This is a genomic window from Streptomyces sp. NBC_01429 (genome assembly GCF_036231945.1).
GTDB lineage: Bacteria > Actinomycetota > Actinomycetes > Streptomycetales > Streptomycetaceae > Streptomyces.
The window spans coordinates 909934-927249 of sequence record NZ_CP109599.1 but is presented as its reverse complement, the minus strand read 5'-3'; the positions used below and the strand labels follow the sequence as shown (position 1 = coordinate 927249).

Here is a 17316-nt window from a genome sequence, read left to right as displayed (position 1 = left end):
GCGTCGTCAGTCCGCGTACGCCTCGAGTTCGGAGAGCTGCCCCGCGGGCCAGCCGGTGTTGGCCGTGAAGGTCAGCCGCAGATAGCGGGCCGGGGTGCCGTCGAGGGCGATGGTCGCCTTGTTCCCGCCGGCCGGATCGAAGGTGTGGCCCGCCGAGCCCTTGAGCGTCGTGTACGACGTGTTGTTCGTGCTCCCCGACACGCTCAGGGTCTGGGTACGGGTGGACCACGCCGCCGACGGCGGCAGCTTCAGCACCAGGCGCTTGACCGCACGGGCCGCGCCGAGGTCCACGGTGATGGACTGCGGGAAGGCGTTGTTGACGCTCTCCCAGTAGGTGTTCGCGTCGCCGTCGACCGCGTTGGCCGCGCCGTACACGTCGGCGTGGCCGGAGTCGGTGACCGGGCGGCCCTGGGCGAGGTTCCCGTTCGCCGGCGGCGTGGTCGGCGGGTCGGTCGGGGGTGTGGTGGGCGGGTCGGTGGGCGGAGTCGTGGGACCGCCCGGCACACCGCCGTTGGTCCACACCGGGTCGGGCCAGGTCCCCGTGCAGGCGGGCGGATCGGCGTACCAGCCGGAGTTCCCGGTGCCCCGGGTGATCTGGAAGCCGCTGCCCACACAGTTGTGGATCGGGTTGGACTGGGCGATGTGGGTGGCGGTGACATTGGTGAACGATGCCGTGCCGGGGGCCTGGATCTGGAGCGCGTACGTCCCGGCGCCGTCGATCTTGATGTTGTTGAAGCGCAGCCCGTTCGTCGCGCCCTCGATCAGATGGATCGCGGCGTAGGAGCTGTCCAGGACCTCGCTGTCGGTGATGTCGATGGTGGCGTTGATCGGTTCGTTGAGCCCGCTGAACCACATCGCGCCGACCCCGAAGCGCCAGTTGAAGTCGTTGTTCCCGGCCCGGATGAGGGTGTTGCGCGCGGCGGTGATCGTGCCGGAGACCGCCGTGCCCTGGCCGGAGTTGACGCCCGGATAGCGGTTGGCGATGTGCAGGCCGCCGCCGTTGGTGATGGTGTCCGACATGACGTTGTCGGAGAGCGTGATGTCCTTGCCGCCGTACGTGACGATGTTGTTCGCCAGGATCGGCAGGATCACGGTGTTGAACGTGAACTTGTTCTTCACGTTCGGGATGTTCTCCGCCCACATGGCCAGACCGTCGTCGCCGGTGTTGCGCACGAAGGTGTTGGTGACCGTGGAGTTCGTGACGCCGTAGTGGAAGTTCACACCGTCGGCCGTCTGGTCCAGGATGCGGCTGTTCTTGATGGTGAGGTTGTCCATCGGGCCGTCCATCCAGGCGCCGCACTTGGTGTGCTGCATCCAGACGTTGTCGATCACCGAGTCGGACATCGCGCCGCCGATGGCGTTGACCTGGTCCTCGTCCACACGTTCACGGATGTCGCCCATGATGGCGAAGTCCTTGAGCGTCACCTGGCTGCTGCCGCCCGCCGAGGCGTACTTGCCGTACACACCGACGGCCTTCTTGCGGTCCACCGGGTCGCGTCCGGTCAGCACGCTGTACCAGGGGCCGGCGCCGCGCAGGGTGACCTTGTCGACCACGATGTGGTCGCGTACCTGGAAGGTGCCCTGCGGCAGGTAGACCTCCTTGCCCTGGGTGCGCCCCGCGTCGACCGCCGCCTGGATCCTGGCCGTCGAGTCGGCGGCTCCCGTCGGGTCGGCGCCGAAGTCGCTCACCACGTCCAGCGCGCCCGAGGGTCTGCCGATCGGCGCGGCGACCTGCTCGAAGTCGGCCAGGTCGAGGGTGAACGTGGGTGAGGCGGCCGTCGAGGAGACCTGGAGCCTGACCTTCGTACCGGTCGGCAGGGTGGAGCCGAACATGGTGCGGGTCTCGTCGTAGAAGTGGTGCGGATTGGTGTCACCGGGGTTGTTGTTGAAGGGATAACCCCCGTAGAACCAGCCGTACTTGGAGGTCACCGGCACGCTCTTGAGCGAGGTTCCGTCGATGCGCAGGTCCAGGCTCGCGTCCCGGCCGGTCCCCGCCGCGTTGTCCGGCAGCGAGTAGCGGAACGACATCGCGTTCGCCGGGGCGGTGAGGGTGAACTCCACGTACTCACCGACCGCGTCGAGCGTCACGGCCTGCCGCCCCGAGGCCTCCGAGGGCAGCGATCCGTAGAGCCGGTCGGGGCCGATCAGGGTGCCGTTGGTGGCGGCGTACTCCGCCTCCTGTTCCTTGAACGGTACGGTCGCGCCCCGGCCCTGTACGTCCAGCGGCGAGGGCGCGGGCACCGCGGCGGCCTGCGCCGCCGGCGCGGTGGACAGCGCCACGGCCGCGGCGGTCCCGGCCACCGTGAGTGCGAGGGACACGGACGCGGCCAGGCCGCGGCGCAGCAGCCGGCCCCGGAGAACTCCGAGGGGGCCAGGGGGTCTTGGTCGTGCGGGGGGAAGGTTCACCGACATCGTCCTTGCGGCTCGTGGGGACTCGCGGACGCAAAAAGGCTAGAAGTGGCACCACAAGAAGTCTATGAATCTGCGCAAAATTCGACGATGAAGTTAAAAATCATCGACCTTGAGCAGAGTGGCCGACAGATGGCCGGAGTGGGGAGCGGCGCTGGGGACTCCCCTCGCGCTGCGCGCCCACCACCGGCCCCACGCGCACCCCTTGTCGTGCGGACTCGGTCGGCCCTACGATGCCTGCCGGGCCATGAAACGTTTCAATCCGCGTCGCGATTCGAGGGAGCCGCTATGGGCATGGGCTGGACACGCCGAGGTCTCCTGCACACCTCCGTGGTCGGGGCCGGGGCGGGAGTGCTGGGGGCGGCGGCCGCCTCCCCGGCCGGTGCGTCCGGCGCGGCGGGGGGCCCGGCGGGCAAGGGCGGCGGTGGCGCGCTGCGGGTGGTGACCGCGACGGTCGAGTACACCGAGCGGCTCCTCGGCACCGATGTCGCCCGTCCCCTGCTCTCCTGGGAACTGGAGGCGACCGGCGCCCCTTCCGGTGGCCGTGGCCAGGGCCGCGGCGGGCGGCCGAGCGCACGGCAGAGCGCCTATCGGATCAGGGCCGCCGCCGATCCGCGCGACCTCGCCGCCGGGCGCGGGCTCCTGTGGGACAGCGGCCGGGTCGACTCCGACCGCAGCGTCGCCGTCCCGTACGGGGGACCCGCGCTCGCTCCCCGTACCCGCTGCCACTGGCAGGTCCGCGTCTGGGACGCCGACGGGCACGCCTCGCCGTGGAGCACGGCCGGCTGGTGGGAGAGCGCGCTCGGCGGTGAACGCTGGGAGGCCGAGTGGATAGGCGCCGACCCGGCCGCCGCGCCGCCCGGTTTCGCCGGCGCCTCCTGGATCTGGACCCCGGACGCCACCACCTCCAACGCCCCTGTCGGACCATGCCGGTTGCGCGGCGCCCTCGAACTTCCCCCCGGCGCCGACATCACGCGCGCCACCGTGCTGGCCACCGCCGATGACGACTTCACCCTCTGGCTGGACGGCCACGAGGTGCTGCACGCCCCCGAGCGGACCGACGGCTGGCGGACCGGCCGGATCGCCGATGTCACCGAGGCCGTACGGTCGGCGGGCACCCGCGTCGTCCTCGCCGCACTCGCCACCAACCGGGGCAACGTCTCGGTCAACCCGGCGGGACTGCTGGTCAGGCTGCTGGTCGAGACCGCCGCGGGGGCCAGTGTGCAGCTGGTCACCGGAGCGGACTGGCGGGCCACCGACGCCGACCCCGAGGGCTGGCGGCGCCCGGACTTCGACGACAGCGGCTGGCCCGGCGCTGCCGTCCTCGCCCCGTACGGCCAGGGCCCCTGGGGCAGCGGCGTCTCGATCGCCGCGCCCGAGGCCGCCGCACCCCTGCTGCGCCGCGCCTTCACCGTGTCCAAGCCGGTCAGCCGAGCCCGGCTCTACATCAGCGGACTCGCCTACTACGTAGCCGAGTTGAACGGCGAGCGCGTCGGCAGCCAGGTCCTCGACCCGGCCTTCACCGACTACGACGAGACGGTGATGTACGCCGTCCACGACGTCACCTCGCTGCTCCGGCGCGGCGCCAACGCGATCGGGGTGACCCTCGGCCGGGGCTTCTACGGCATGACCACCCCCAACGTCTGGAACTGGCACCAGCCGCCCTGGCACGGCGAACCCCGGCTGCTGTGCCGGCTGGAGGCCGAGCACCCCGACGGCTCCCGTACCACCGTCGTCAGTGACACCGACTGGCGCATCACCGAAGGGCCCACGCTCACCAACTCCCTCTACGCGGGCGAGACCTACGACGCCCGGCTGGCGCCCGCCGGGTGGACGAAGCCCGGCTTCGACGACAGCGCCTGGCGCCGCCCACGGCCGCAGAGCGCGCCCGGGGGTACCCTGCGCGCCCAGCCGCACGACCCCATCGAGATCGTCGAGACCCTCACCCCCACCGCGATCACCGAACTGGGCGACGGTGTGTACGTGGTCGACATGGGCCGTACGACAGCGGGCTGGACCCGCCTGAGCGTACGGGCCCCGGCCGGCACCGTCGTCTCGCTGGTCCACGGCGAGCGGCTGGCCGACGACGGCAGTGTGCAGGCCGAGACCGGACATGTGCCCGGCCGGTTCCAGCGCGACGAGTACATCTGCGCCGGCGGCGGGCGCACCGAGGTGTGGGAGCCCGCCTTCTCCTACAAGGGCTTCCGTTATGTGCAGGTCAGTGGCGTGCCCAGCCGTCCGCGCCCGTCCGACGTGCTCGGCCGGGTCGTCCACACGAAGGTGGCCGAGGTCAGCGGCTTCGAGTGTTCGGAGCCGTTCTACGAGCAGCTCGACCGGGCGATGCGCCGCACCCTCCTCAACAACCTGCACGGCATCCCCACCGACACCCCCATGTACGAGAAGAACGGCTGGACGGGCGACGCACAGCTCGGCGCGCCCGTCATGGAGTACGCCTTCGGAGTGCACCGCTTCCTCGCCAAGTGGCTCGGAGACCTGGCGGACAGTCAGAACGCCGACGGACAGCTGCCGGTGATCGTGCCGAGCGGCGGCTGGGGCTACGGTGACCTGGGCCCGTCCCCCGAGTGGACGACCGTATATCCCTTCCTGGTACGGGAGATGTACCGGATCTACGGCGACGACCGGGTGGCCCGCGAGCACTGGACGACCCTGACCCGTTATCTCGACTGGGAGTTGGAGCGGCTCCGCGACGGTCTCGCGGTCACCGCGCTCGGCGACTATCTGCCGCCCGGCTACGGCGGCAACCCGCCCGAGGACACCCGGCTGACGGCGACCGCGTATCTGCACCGCGCCCTGACCCAGACGGCCGAGCTGGGAGAACTGCTGGGCCACGACGGGACCGCCGAACGCTACCGGCGGGCCGCGGCCGGGCTCAAGGAGGCGCTCAACGCCACCTTCCTCAACGCCTCCGGCCACTACAGCACGGCGAAGGACCCCGGCTACCGGCAGACCTCCAACGCCCTCCCGCTGGCCTTCGGGCTGGTCCCCAGCGGCGCCCACGCCTCGGTGCTCGACAGCCTCGTCGCCGACATCACCGCGCGCGGCGACCATCTCAACACCGGGGCGCTGGGCACGAGCGTGCTGCTCCGGGTGCTGTGCGCGCACGGCCGTCCCGAGGTCGCGCACGCGATCGCCACCCAGCGCACGTACCCGAGCTGGGGCCACTGGTTCGACAACGGCGCCGACACCATGTGGGAGATGTGGCCGCTCGACTCACGCTCCCGCGACCACTACTTCCAGGGCACGGTCGCGCAGTGGCTGTACGAGAACGTCGCGGGGCTGCGCCCCGGGGACGCCGGCTACCGCACCTTCACCGTGCGCCCCGACGGCCGCACCGGGGTCAGCTGGGCCCGTACCTCGATCCGTACGGTGCGCGGGACGGCATCGGTGGCCTGGTCGCAGATCGGCCGCGACCTGCGGCTCACGGTGGGCGTCCCGGTCGGGGCGACGGCCGAGGTCCACGTCCCGGCGGACCGGCGCGAACAGGTGAAGGCGCCGGCCGGAGCGGAGTATCTGCGCACCGAACCCGGCTTCGTGCTCTACCGCGCGGGTCACGGCTCCTGGGACTTCGTGGGACGTTCCTGAGGGCCGTGCTGTGCCACCGTACGGAGAAAGGTTCTGATCCATCCGATGTCTGACGCATCATCACCTCCATGGGGGGACTTCCCCACGCCCCCGCGCCCGACATATGCTCCGCCCATGCGCGCCGCCCTGTTCCTCACCTGCGTCAATGACGCCGTGTATCCGTCCACCGGCATCGCGACCGTACGGCTCCTCGAACGCCTCGGCGTCGAAGTCGACTTCCCGGAGGGGCAGACCTGCTGCGGACAGCCCCAGTACAACACCGGATACCGGCGGGAGACGGAGCCGCTGGTCCGGCGGATGGCCCGGGTGTTCGCCGGATACGACTACGTGGTCACCCCCTCCGGATCCTGCGCCGCCATGGTCCGCAAGCACTATCCCGGCATCGGCGACGAGGCCGCGGCCTCCCTCGCGGCGCGCACCTACGAGCTGACCGAGTTCCTGGTCGACGTGGTGGGCGTGACCGATGTCGGCGCGTACTTCCCGCACACCGTCACCTACCACCCGTCCTGTCACGGACTGCGGATGCTCGGGCTCGGGGACCGGCCCAGAAAGCTGCTGGAGTCGGTCCGCGGGCTGGAGCTGCGCGAGCTGCCCGGCGCGGACGAGTGCTGTGGCTTCGGCGGCACCTTCGCCGTCAAGAACTCCGATGTTTCGGCAGCCATGGGCCAGGACAAGGTCCACAACGCGGTCGCCACCGGCGCGGAGGTGCTGTGCGGCGCCGACAACTCCTGCCTCATGCACATCGACGGCATCCTGAGCCGTGAGGGCGCCGCCCCGCGCGCCGTGCATCTCGCGGAGATCCTGGCGTCGACCGAAGAGGAGCCCTGGTCATGAGCGGTACGTATCTGGGGATGCCCGCGTTCCCGGTGGCGGCGAAGGAGGCCGTGGGCAACGAGACGCTGCGAGCCAATCTGCGGCACGCCACCCACACCATCCGCGACAAGCGGGCGAAGGCCGTGGCGGAGCTGGACGACTGGGACCGGCTGCGCGAGGCCGGAAAACAGATCAAGGACCACACCCTGCGCCATCTGGACCGCTATCTGATCCAGCTGGAGGAGTCGGTGACGGCGGCGGGCGGCGTGGTCCACTGGGCGGCCGACGCCGACGAGGCCAACCGCATCGTGACGGACCTGGTGAAGGCCACCGGCGAGAGCGAGGTCGTCAAGGTCAAGTCCATGGCCACCCAGGAGATCGGCCTCAACGAGGCGCTGGAGGCCGAGGGCATCTCCGCGTACGAGACCGACCTCGCCGAACTCATCGTGCAGCTCGGCGAGGACCGGCCCTCGCACATCCTGGTCCCCGCGATCCACCGCAACCGGGGCGAGATCCGCGACATCTTCCGCGACCGGATGGGAGCCTGGGGCCGGGCGGCCCCCGAAGGTCTCTCCGACACCCCCGGCGAACTCGCCGAGGCCGCGCGGCTGCATCTGCGCGAGAAGTTCCTGCGCGCCAAGGTCGGTGTGTCCGGGGCCAACTTCATGGTCGCCGAGACCGGCACCCTCGTGGTCTTCGAGTCGGAGGGCAACGGACGCATGTGCCTGACGCTGCCCGAGACACTGATCTCGGTGGTGGGCATCGAGAAGGTGGTGCCGAGCTGGCGGGATCTGGAGGTCTTCCTCCAGACGCTGCCGCGCTCCTCCACGGCCGAGCGCATGAACCCGTACACCAGCATGTGGACCGGGACCCATGACACCGACGGCCCGAGCACCTTCCACCTGGTCCTGCTCGACAACGGACGCACCGGCACACTGGCCGACGAGGTCGGCCGCCAGGCGCTGCGCTGCATCCGCTGCTCGGCCTGCCTGAACGTCTGCCCGGTGTACGAGCGGGCCGGCGGCCACGCTTACGGCTCGGTCTACCCGGGCCCCATCGGGGCCATCCTCAGCCCCCAACTCCGCGGCACCGAGAGCGAGATCGACGCCTCGCTGCCGTACGCCTCCTCGCTGTGCGGAGCGTGCTACGAGGTGTGCCCCGTCGCCATCGACATCCCCGAGGTCCTGGTCCATCTGCGCGAGCGCGTCGCGGACCAGGGCGGCAAGGGCCACCGGCTGGAGAAGGCGGCGATGAAGGCGGCGGGCTGGGTCTTCGACCATCCGCGCGTCATGGCCGCGGGGGAGCGGGCCGCGTCGCGCACCCGCGGGCTGCACCCCTCGAAAGTGCCGGGCGCCGGTGCCTGGACCAACGCGCGCGACCTGCCGAAACTGCCGCCGGAGCCGTTCCGCGACTGGTGGAAGAAGAACCGCGGGAACGACCGTAAGGACAGTGGGACATGAGCGGGGTCACGGGTACCGGTACGAGTACGGGTACGGGGACGGGGACAGGCCCGGACGGCGACGGCAGCGGCGGGGGAGCGGGTGCCGATCCGGGCTCGGGCGGGGGCTCGGGCTCGCGGGAACGGATCCTCGCCCGGATCCGTACCGCTGTCGCCGACGCCCCGGACGCTCCGGAGCCCGTACGCGACTACCTCGACACGCACACGCCCGAGAGCCGCACCGTCGACCTGCTCGCCGAGAACCTCGCGGACTACCGCGCCCTCGTCCACCGCACCGACACCGCGGGACTGCCCGCGCTCATCGGACGACTGCTGGCCGAACGGGGCGCCCGTACGCTCCTGGTCCCGCCGCTGCTGCCGCCCGACTGGCTCGCCGGCACACCGGACGGCCTCACCCGGATCGCGGACGACCCGGCGATCACCGCCGGGGAGCTCGACACGGTCGACAGCGTCGTCACCGGCTGCGCCCTGGCCATCGCCGAGACCGGCACCCTGGTCCTCGACGCGGCCCCTGACCAGGGACGACGCCGTGTCACGCTCATCCCCGACCACCACATCTGCGTGGTACGCGTCCCGGACCAGGTCGTCGGCTCCGTACCGAGGGCCATGCCCCGGCTCGACCCGACCCGCGCGCTGACCTGGATCTCCGGCCCGTCCGCCACCAGCGACATCGAACTCGACCGGGTGGAGGGCGTGCACGGCCCGCGCACGCTGGAGGTCATCCTGCTCACGGAGTGAGGGGGCCCGGCCGGCGGGTCAGGCGGGGCGCCTCCCCGGCGGCGTCCACCGGCCCGTCCGCCTCCGTCCGCTCCACCCGCCGCGCCAGCTCCCGGGCCCACGCCGCCAGCCCCGCCACATCGAGGCCGTGCGGATCCGCGTACGCGCCGATTCCCGCCGCGCCCCGCCGCAGCAGCCGCGCGCCGCCCGTCGTATTGCCCCGCGCGGCGTGCGTCAGCCCCACCGCGAGCTGCGCCATCCCCCGCCACAGCGCCCGCTCCTCCTCGGGCCCCGACTTCCACGCGTCCTCGAACACCTCGTGCGCGTGGAACGGCTGCCCCCGGTCCAGCAGCAACTGCGCCTCCCGCAACGTCTCCGGCGCCGTACGCACCACCCCCTCGGGCTGCCGCTCCACCCCCTGGGCCCCATAAGGCAACGGCCGCCCCAGCCCGTCCCGGGGCCGCGCGCTACGAGCCCGCCCCTCACTGTCCCGATCCCGCCCGTTCTCGCTCATCAGCCGATTGTCCTCCCGCCGGGTGGCGTCCTGCCCGCTGCCAGGAGTGAGGTAATGTACTCCTGCGTGGTCGGACCGGGCGGGAAACCCTCCGGCGGACCGGGCATCGGGACGTGGCGCAGCTTGGTAGCGCACTTGACTGGGGGTCAAGGGGTCGCAGGTTCAAATCCTGTCGTCCCGACTTGTGTTTTCGCAGGTCGTAGGCGGTATCGGAGAAATCCGGTGCCGCCTTTCCGTGTTTCCTGGGGACCAGTTGGGGACCAGGGGGTCTCACGGTGTCGTCCTGCCGCCGGTTGGACGGCGAGGGTGAGGGGCGTGCGGACGGGGTCGAGGTGTGCGGTGAGGGCGTGGCCGGCGTTGGTGATCCGGGTCATGTCGGGGTGGAGGCAGCGCCGGACGGCGAGGGAGGGATCGAGTGTCTTGAGTTCCAGGTCCCGCAGGGCCAGGTCCATATCGCTCGTGCCGTACTCGGACAGGGCACCGTGGCCACGTCCGGAGCGATACCGGTCCGGGCGGGCCTGGAGGATGCCGGAGATCCACTCCTCGGCCTGCCCGCCGTTGTCCGCGCCGACGAACACGCCCGGCACTTCGCACCTGACGGGCTCATCCCTTACACCGGAGCCGAGATCCCCGAACTCCTCGCCCTTGCCCCCACCCGTCGGCCCCCCCCGCACAACGGCAGAGTCGCGCACGGCCTGCGTCGGTCACACCCGAGGCGGCAGCACCAGGCCGTCTCCAACGGAGGTCACCGCAGACGCCGGACCAGCGAGCCCGCCCTGAAACGTGACTGAATGGGGTAGTTATCGCCAAGGGCAGCGTGGCAGTCCCGGAAAAGGATCCTCAGATGTCCACACGAAGTTGGCGGGGACGTTGCCCCACCCCTGTACGGCTGGGAGCTGAACAATCTCGTCGCCCTGTGTGTAGTACCAGACGTTGTTGCCACCAGGGTGCGGGTCTCCCAGAGTCCAGCATACGAACCAGCTGGTCGTGGACTTGAGGCGGCCGGTCAGCGGAGCGGAGGGGGTCGCACGACCGTAGAGATCGGCGGGGACGTTCTCGCAGTAGAGATCCTTGGTGAAGGTATTCCCGAGAGTGTCCGCATGCGGCGTGTTCTCGCGGATGTAACAGGTTCGCGCCGCCGGCGTCGCCGTCGCCGCGGCCGCGCCGGAAGCGGTGGGGACGCACATCGCGGCTGCGAGTGTCAGGACCAGGATCGCGGCGGGGCCTTGGCGCGGGCGCTTTTTCACCGGTCTCCCCGCACGTTGTCCGGGGTGCAGGCGGGCAGTCCAGGGAACGGGTCCGTCGTGGTGGTGAGCCGGTAGGCGGGGACGTAGCCCCAGCCCTTGCGCAGGGGCCAGTTGAGGATCTTGTCGCCTTGTGTGTAGTACCAGATGCGATTGCCCCCAGCGTGAAGCTCGCCCGTCTCCCAGCAGACGAACCAGCTCAGAGTGCTGGTGAGCTTGGCATTGACGGTGGCGTAGTTCTCCGATTTGACGTATACGTCGGCGGTGACGTTCTCGCAGTAAAGGTCCTTGGTGAACGTCTTGTTGACGTGATCGGTGTGCGATACGTCGGTTCTGATCTGACAGATGCCTTGGGCGTCCTGGCCGCCAACGGCCACCGCCGACGGTGCCGTGACCGTCATCGCCGTGACGACGCTGACGAGTAACGAGAGCGCTGTACGGACAGCGACGCTCCATCCGACCGGTTTCATGGTGTCAGCCCTTCTTTCTCATCCGGTTTATGCCCACGAGCACTTCGGCAGCCCGGGAACGGGGTGGGAGTCCGACTGCAGCATGCTGGCGGGCAGATAGCCCCATGCCGCGGTGGACGGCCGGGAGACGACTTCGTCGCCCTGCGTGTAGTACCAGAAATTGTCGCTGCCGGAAGCACCGTCTCCGGTCTTCCAGCACACGAACCAGCTGCGGGTGGTGTGAATCCTCCCGACTACCGGGCTGTTCACGAAGGACTGCAGCCTGACGTCGCCGGGGGAGTTGTCGCAGACCACGTCGTGGTCGAACCACATGCCGGTCCAGTCGACGTGCTCGGACCCTTCGCGTGTCTGGCAGGCGGCTGCGGCTCGGGGCGCGCCATGTCCTGTCCGGCCGGTCCTCGCCGGGTCCGGGGCATCTGACTCCGCACGTCGCGGCGTTGTTGGTGTGTCCCCTGGTGGCGTACCGCACCGGACTCCGTGGTCCGATCCGACCTGGCCGACCGGGCAGGAAGTGGACGTACGCGCGGTGGTCCCGATGCCCGCGCTCGCCGTGGCGGCGGAGGCGGCCGTACCCGCCAGGACCGCGACGGCGGCCGGAATGGTGATCAGGCGTCGATTCCATGACGTCGGCATGGGGCGTCCTTTCGGTCTCCGTCGACCGGTTGGGGTGAATCAGTACCCGCCCGTCTTCATCCGAACCTTCTCCGTCATTCTCAGGAGATCAGCCCGTGACGAATCGGAGCCGAAACGGTGTGCGAATAGGAAGCTACTCCACGGTGGGGCCGGAGGAGGCCAACTTCGCGATAGCGCGTACCGTGCTCGGCGCGGTAGAGGTGCGTGAGCTGCCAAGCGATCAAGGAGGGGCGGATGTTGCGGGAGGCGAGTACGTGTCGCGCGAGCCGGTCCAGCTCTTCGCCTCCATCACGGGTCCCCATCCCTTTGCGATTCGGTGCGAACGGAAGTCCAAAATGGAATCCCTGTACGACTTGTTGAGTGAAGATGAAACTCAGAGCCCGAACGGGGGCAGGGCGCTGAAGACGAGTACGGAATATAGCGCAGCGCGGAACGCGATGAAAGCCGATTCGAGCAGGCGCGGCTCGACCTTCCGACGGGCAATGAGCCCCACAGCGTTCTTCTGCATCGTGAAGAACTCTTGTCACAGCAGATCGAAGATCGCTGTGCGCCGGCCGGCATCCGGGTCCAGGTCGAGAGACGATCACGATCGACACACCCATCGGGGGCGCCGAGTGGCTGTTCGCGCGCTTCGACGGGCGGGTCGTCCACGGCGTGGACGCCGTGGACGACCCGATCACCCTCGATCGCGCTCTCACCAGCACCTGGGGTCAGGGCATCGGGGCCGAGATCATGGGCCGGGGCAAATCCCCCGCAGACCGGCGGCGAGGCGGGTAGACGACGCCCCTACTCGAAGCGTGCCGGGTCGCCCGCGCCCCGGCGCACGATCTCGACGTCGCCGCCCGAGAAATCGATCACCGTGGTGGGTTCGGTGCCGCAGTCGCCCGAGTCGATCACGGCGTCCACCACGTGGTCGAGCCGTTCCTTGATCTCCCAGCCCTGCGTCAGCGGTTCGTCCTCGCCCGGCAGCAGCAGGGTGCTGGAGAGCAGCGGCTCCCCCAGCTCGGTGAGCAGTGCCTGCGTGACGACGTGGTCGGGGATCCGGACGCCGACCGTCTTCTTCTTCGGGTGCAGCAGTTGGCGCGGCACCTCCCTGGTCGCCGGGAGGATGAACGTGTAGCTGCCCGGCGTCGCCGCCTTGATCGTCCGGAACACGTCGTTGTCGATCTGTACGAACTGCCCCAGCTGTGCGAAGTTCTGGCACACGAGGGTGAAGTGGTGGCGATCGTCGAGGTCGCGGATCGCCCTGATCCGGTCGATGCCGTCGCGGCTGCCGAGCTGGCACCCCAGGGCGAAACAGGAGTCCGTCGGATACGCGACGAGCGCGCCGGAACGGATGCTGTCGGCCACGCTGCTGATGGTGCGCCGCTGAGGGTTCTCCGGGTGCACGTCGAAGTATTTCGCCATCAGTTGAGCGTACGTGATGGCCCCCCGCGCCCTCACGAGGCCGCCCGGCCCGCCGCATCGCCGACTCCCCGGACTTCTTTCCGCAGGCGGCTGGTGACGCACGGTTGAATCTCGCATCTTGTGCCCATTGCATGTGCTCAGCGTGATTTCCCCTGATTCCGCGTCAGTGATTCGCGGATCGAGCCGCTGAGTACTCCAGCCGTAGATCGTGATGTGACGGACCAGCGGCCTAAGACGACGGCCTCGCCCCACCCTCGGTAGTGGCCGCAGGCCCTAGGTCCGCGCGCGGTTCCCGGCCTCGCGGCCGACGGCGTCGCCGTCCTCCGGCTCCGGCGGCCCGGACGGGGTGCGGCGTTCCAGGAGTGCGAGGAGCGGGCCGGTCATGGCGGTGGTGACCAGCGCCATCACGACCATGATCGAGTACATGTCCTGGTCGAGCAGCCCCAGTTGCAGTCCGATCGACAGCACCACCAGCTCCGTGAGACCGCGCGTGTTCATCAGGACGGGCAGCACCGCCGCCGAACGCGCCGGCAGCCGCCCGATCCGCGCGGCGGCGTAGGTGCCGCCGGTCTTGCCGACCACCGCCACCGCGATGACCAGCACCAGCTCGCCGACGCCGCGGACGTCCAGTCGGCTGAGATCCACCGAGAGACCGCTGAGCACGAAGAAGGCGGGCATCAGCAGCGAGGAGATCTGCTCGGCGGACTCCCGCAGACGGCCCAGCGCCGACGGGGCCCCGGCAGGGCCCGCGCCGGTTCCGTCACCGCCGTCGAGGTCCTCCTGGTCGCGCGGGACGACGAGCCCGAACAGGAGCGCGCCGAAGATCAGGTGCATGCCCATGGCCTCGGTCGCCGCGGCGGAGAGCAGCGCGCCGACGATCAGCGCGAGCGGCCCCGGCCGCCGGGCGGTGCGGGCCAGCAGCGGGCGCACCACGAGCAGCATGAACAGCAGGTAGGGCACGAACAGCAGGACGATCGCCCGCCCGTCCGACACCACCGCGGTGAGCGCGGCGAGACCGGCCCAGGCGAGGACGTCCACCACCGCGGCGGACGCCATGGCGACGGTGCCCTCCAGCGTGCGGGTCAGACCCCGGTCCGAGAGGATGCGGGCCAGGACCGGCAGCGCCGTGACCGAGAGCGCGAGGCCCAGGAACACGACGGAGGCGGTCGACCGGCCGCCGGAACCTCCCGGCGGCAGCACCGCCCCCAGCCCCGTGCCGAGCAGGAAGACGGGGACCGTGGCCCCCACGGTGACGACGGCGGTGGCGCGCGACTGCTTCGCCAGCTCCGCCGGCCGCAGGTGCAGGCCGACGCCGAACATGAAGAGAGCAAGCCCGATGTCGGCGACCGCCAGGAGCAGCGGGCGGATGTCCGTGGGGAAGAGGAACCCGCCGACGGCACCGTGCAGGACGGTGGGGCCGATCAGGACGCCGGCGGCGATCTCACCGACCACGGGTGGCTGGCGCAGCCGGACGGCGAGCCGCCCGGCGACCCGGGAGAGCGCCACGGCGGCCGCGATCCCGGTGAAGAGGTGGACGATGTCCGGGCTGGTGCTCATGGCGTCTACCGCCCTTGGATGAGGAGAACGAGGAGAGTGAGGGGTCCGTCCGACGGGGTGGGCGGAGGAGGACCGTGCGCCGCTCCCCACCGATGGGCCCGCCCCCACCGATGGGCCCGCCCGGGTCGGCCCGCGGGGTCGGGCGGCGGCAGGCCGGTTGCGGTGGCGACCGTGCCGGATCGGACGACGACGGCGCGGCCCAACGGCGGAACGGGGAGGCGACGGCGCGGCCCAACGGCGGAACAGGCGGCGCGACGGATCGGGGACGCGGCGAGCGGGGGAGGGCCTCGGCCCGGCGGTCGCCCGCCGGGCCCGTCCCTCCCGGCGGGAGGAGTTCCGGGTCAGGCGGCCAGCGCCTGGCGCCACCGTACCGGCGCGCCCACCCGCAGCACCGAGTTGCGGTAGATCCGCGCCGCGAGCACCATGCAGCAGGCCGTGACGGCCAACAGGATTCCCGCGGCGGCCATTTGCTCCTGCACCGTCACCGTGCCCACGGACGCCTTGAGCGGCATCAGCAGCCCGGAGAACGGCGGCACGTACTGCGCGACCGAGACCCAGGGCGCGGAGAGCTGGGCGGCGGCGGCCGTCGCCGCGCCGACCGGCGCCAGGGCGAGCAGCATCACCGGCGTCAGCACGCCCTGGAGGTCCTCGGGTCTGGACACCAGCGATCCGGCCGCCGCGTACAGCGAGGCGAACATGGCGAAGGTCAGCAGGAACCAGAGCACCGTCACCAGCAGGGCCCGCGGCCCCGGCATCGCGGTGGCCGGCTCGGAGAGCACCGACTGCGCCCCCACCACCGCCCCCAGCATCGCGGCCACCTGCACCATGCCTGCCGTGACGATCCCGGCGACCTTGCCCACGAGCAGTTCCAGCGGGGTCAGCGTGGCGAGCAGCACCTCCACCACCCGGGTGGACTTCTCCTCGACCACGCCCTGCGCGATCACCGAACCCTGATTGACGATCTGCATGAACAGCACGATGATCAGGCTCGCCGCCGCGCCCAGTTGGAGCGAGCCCACCGATTTCCCGACGGTCACGGAGGTGGGCGCCGCCGCCTCGGTGTCCCGCGCGAGCCGCCCCAGGTCGACGTCCTGCCGGAGCAGGGCCTGGTTGCCTGCCCAGGTCCTGGCCAGCGCCTCGGCGCCCGCCCGTGCCTGATCGCTGGTGTCGGCGCGGGTCAGCAGCGAGGCGCGGCCCGCGCCGACGACGACCGCCGCGTCCGCGTCGTTGTCCCTGACGAGCCCGCGCGCCCGCGGCATGCCGTCGCAGGACGTCACCCGGACGCCGGGCGGCGCGGTGCCGAGGGCCGGGGCCGGTGTGCCGCAGACGGCCACGGTGGCGGAGGTGGTGTGCCCCATCAGGCTGAAGCCGATCACCAGGCCGAAGGTGATGAGGGAGAGCAGGGCCAGGCTGATGACATAGCCCCTGGTCATCATCCGCGCCCTCAGTTCCCGGACGTAGACCAGGCGGACGCGGGCGGGGCGCGGCGTGTGCCGCTCGGAACCGGGGCGCTTCACGCGGTCACCTCGTCCATCTCGGCGGTACGGTCCTCGGAGCCCGCGTCCGGCGCTGGCGGGTCACCGCCCGGTTCGACCAGGTCCCGGAAGAGTTCGGCGAGGCTGGGCACGTGCCGCCGCATCTCCCGGACCGTGCCGTGCCGCACCGCCTCCACCAGCAGGTCGTTCTCGCTGCGGCCCGCGGCGAGGTCGACCAGGACGCCCTGCTGGTGGGCCTTGAAGCCGGCGGCGGCGGGGCACCCCGCGGGCCAGTCCTCGCCGGCGCCCTCCACCTCGACGTACACCTGGCCGCTCGCCTGCGCGGGCCGCAGCTCCGCCAGGGAGCCGCAGGCCACCCGGCGTCCGGCGCGTACGATCGCGACCCGGTCGCAGAGCTGCTCGACCAGGTCCAGCTGGTGGCTGGAGAAGAGCACGGGCACGCCCAGCGCGGCCTTGTCGCGCAGGACGTCGCTCATGTCGTCGACGGCGAGCGGGTCGAGCCCGGAGAACGGCTCGTCCAGGACGAGGACCTCGGGGTCGTGGACGAGGGCGGCGGCCAGCTGCACGCGCTGCTGGTTGCCCAGGCTGAGGGTGTTGACCCGCTTGTCGCGGTGCTGTGTGATCCGCAGCCGCTCGGTCCAGCGGAGCATCGCCTCGCGGGCGTCGGCGCGGGAGAGCCCGTGGAGTTCGCCGAGGTAGACCAGTTGCCTGGCCACGGTCATCCTCGGGTACAGGCCGCGCTCCTCCGGCATGTAGCCGAACCGCGCCGACTCCAGCCGCCCGACCGGAGCCTCACCCCACAGGACCTGTCCCCGGTCCGGTGCGAGGACCCCGACGCCGATGCGCATGGCGGTGGTCTTGCCCGCCCCGTTGCCCCCGACGAAGCCGGAGATCTCCCCGGGTCTCACGGTCAATGTCAGTGAGTCCAGGGCCTGTTGCGATCCGAACCGCTTCGACACTCCCTCGAGAACCAATGGCTTCACAGCCTTCCCCC

12 protein-coding genes and 1 tRNA gene are annotated in these 17316 nt (G+C 70.9%); 5 read left to right on the top strand and 8 right to left on the bottom strand.

Annotated elements, in window-relative coordinates:
* Positions 1-6: 6 nt before the first annotated feature.
* Entirely contained in the window at positions 7-2412 is a 2406-nt protein-coding gene (locus OG627_RS03970; RefSeq protein WP_329061453.1) for a discoidin domain-containing protein, read from the bottom strand.
* A 291-nt stretch (positions 2413-2703) separates the two neighbouring features.
* On the opposite strand from OG627_RS03970, the gene OG627_RS03965 reads away from it, so the two are divergent.
* The 4 genes from OG627_RS03965 to OG627_RS03950 all read left to right on the top strand — a co-directional run bounded on the left by OG627_RS03965 (position 2704) and on the right by OG627_RS03950 (position 9022).
* Positions 2704-6012, top strand: a complete 3309-nt coding sequence (locus OG627_RS03965; RefSeq protein ID WP_329061451.1) for a family 78 glycoside hydrolase catalytic domain — start codon at positions 2704-2706, stop codon at positions 6010-6012.
* Positions 6013-6126: 114 nt separating this feature from the next.
* Entirely contained in the window at positions 6127-6846 is a 720-nt protein-coding gene (locus OG627_RS03960) for a (Fe-S)-binding protein (RefSeq protein WP_329061450.1), read from the top strand.
* Entirely contained in the window at positions 6843-8285 is a 1443-nt protein-coding gene (locus OG627_RS03955) for a LutB/LldF family L-lactate oxidation iron-sulfur protein (protein WP_329061448.1), read from the top strand. Before OG627_RS03960 ends, OG627_RS03955 begins: the two co-directional genes overlap by 4 nt.
* Positions 8282-9022, top strand: coding sequence for a LutC/YkgG family protein (locus OG627_RS03950; protein ID WP_329061446.1), 741 nt, complete (start codon positions 8282-8284; stop codon positions 9020-9022). The genes OG627_RS03955 and OG627_RS03950 overlap by 4 nt, the downstream gene beginning before the upstream one ends.
* On the opposite strand, the gene OG627_RS03945 is transcribed toward OG627_RS03950, so the two are convergent.
* A complete protein-coding gene (locus OG627_RS03945) occupies positions 9012-9515 on the bottom strand; it encodes a DUF309 domain-containing protein (RefSeq protein WP_329061444.1) in 504 nt (167 codons plus the stop codon). The genes OG627_RS03950 and OG627_RS03945 overlap by 11 nt on opposite strands.
* A 107-nt stretch (positions 9516-9622) precedes the next feature.
* Between OG627_RS03945 and OG627_RS03940 the strand changes: the two genes are divergently transcribed.
* Positions 9623-9696: transfer RNA gene (locus tag OG627_RS03940), tRNA-Pro, on the top strand.
* A 1062-nt stretch (positions 9697-10758) separates the two neighbouring features.
* On the opposite strand, the gene OG627_RS03935 is transcribed toward OG627_RS03940, so the two are convergent.
* The 6 genes from OG627_RS03935 to OG627_RS03910 form a co-directional block, all read right to left on the bottom strand.
* On the bottom strand, positions 10759-11229 hold the full coding sequence (locus OG627_RS03935) for a hypothetical protein (RefSeq protein ID WP_329061442.1): 471 nt from the start codon (positions 11227-11229) through the stop codon (positions 10759-10761).
* A gap of 27 nt (positions 11230-11256) precedes the next feature.
* Positions 11257-11862: a hypothetical protein gene (locus tag OG627_RS03930; protein ID WP_329061440.1), complete on the bottom strand. Its 606-nt coding sequence runs from the start codon at positions 11860-11862 to the stop codon at positions 11257-11259.
* Positions 11863-12648: 786 nt separating this feature from the next.
* Positions 12649-13269 (bottom strand): L-threonylcarbamoyladenylate synthase, encoded by a 621-nt coding sequence (locus tag OG627_RS03925; RefSeq protein WP_329061438.1) that lies wholly within the window; start codon positions 13267-13269, stop codon positions 12649-12651.
* Between the two features lie 273 nt (positions 13270-13542).
* Positions 13543-14826 carry a cation:proton antiporter gene (locus OG627_RS03920; RefSeq protein ID WP_329061436.1) on the bottom strand — a complete coding sequence of 428 codons (1284 nt, stop codon included), beginning with the start codon at positions 14824-14826 and terminating at the stop codon, positions 13543-13545.
* Positions 14827-15167: 341 nt separating this feature from the next.
* Positions 15168-16343, bottom strand: coding sequence for an ABC transporter permease (locus OG627_RS03915; RefSeq protein ID WP_329061434.1), 1176 nt, complete (start codon positions 16341-16343; stop codon positions 15168-15170).
* Entirely contained in the window at positions 16340-17281 is a 942-nt protein-coding gene (locus tag OG627_RS03910; RefSeq protein ID WP_329072331.1) for an ABC transporter ATP-binding protein, read from the bottom strand. The genes OG627_RS03915 and OG627_RS03910 overlap by 4 nt, the downstream gene beginning before the upstream one ends.
* Between the last annotated feature and the right edge of the window lie 35 nt (positions 17282-17316).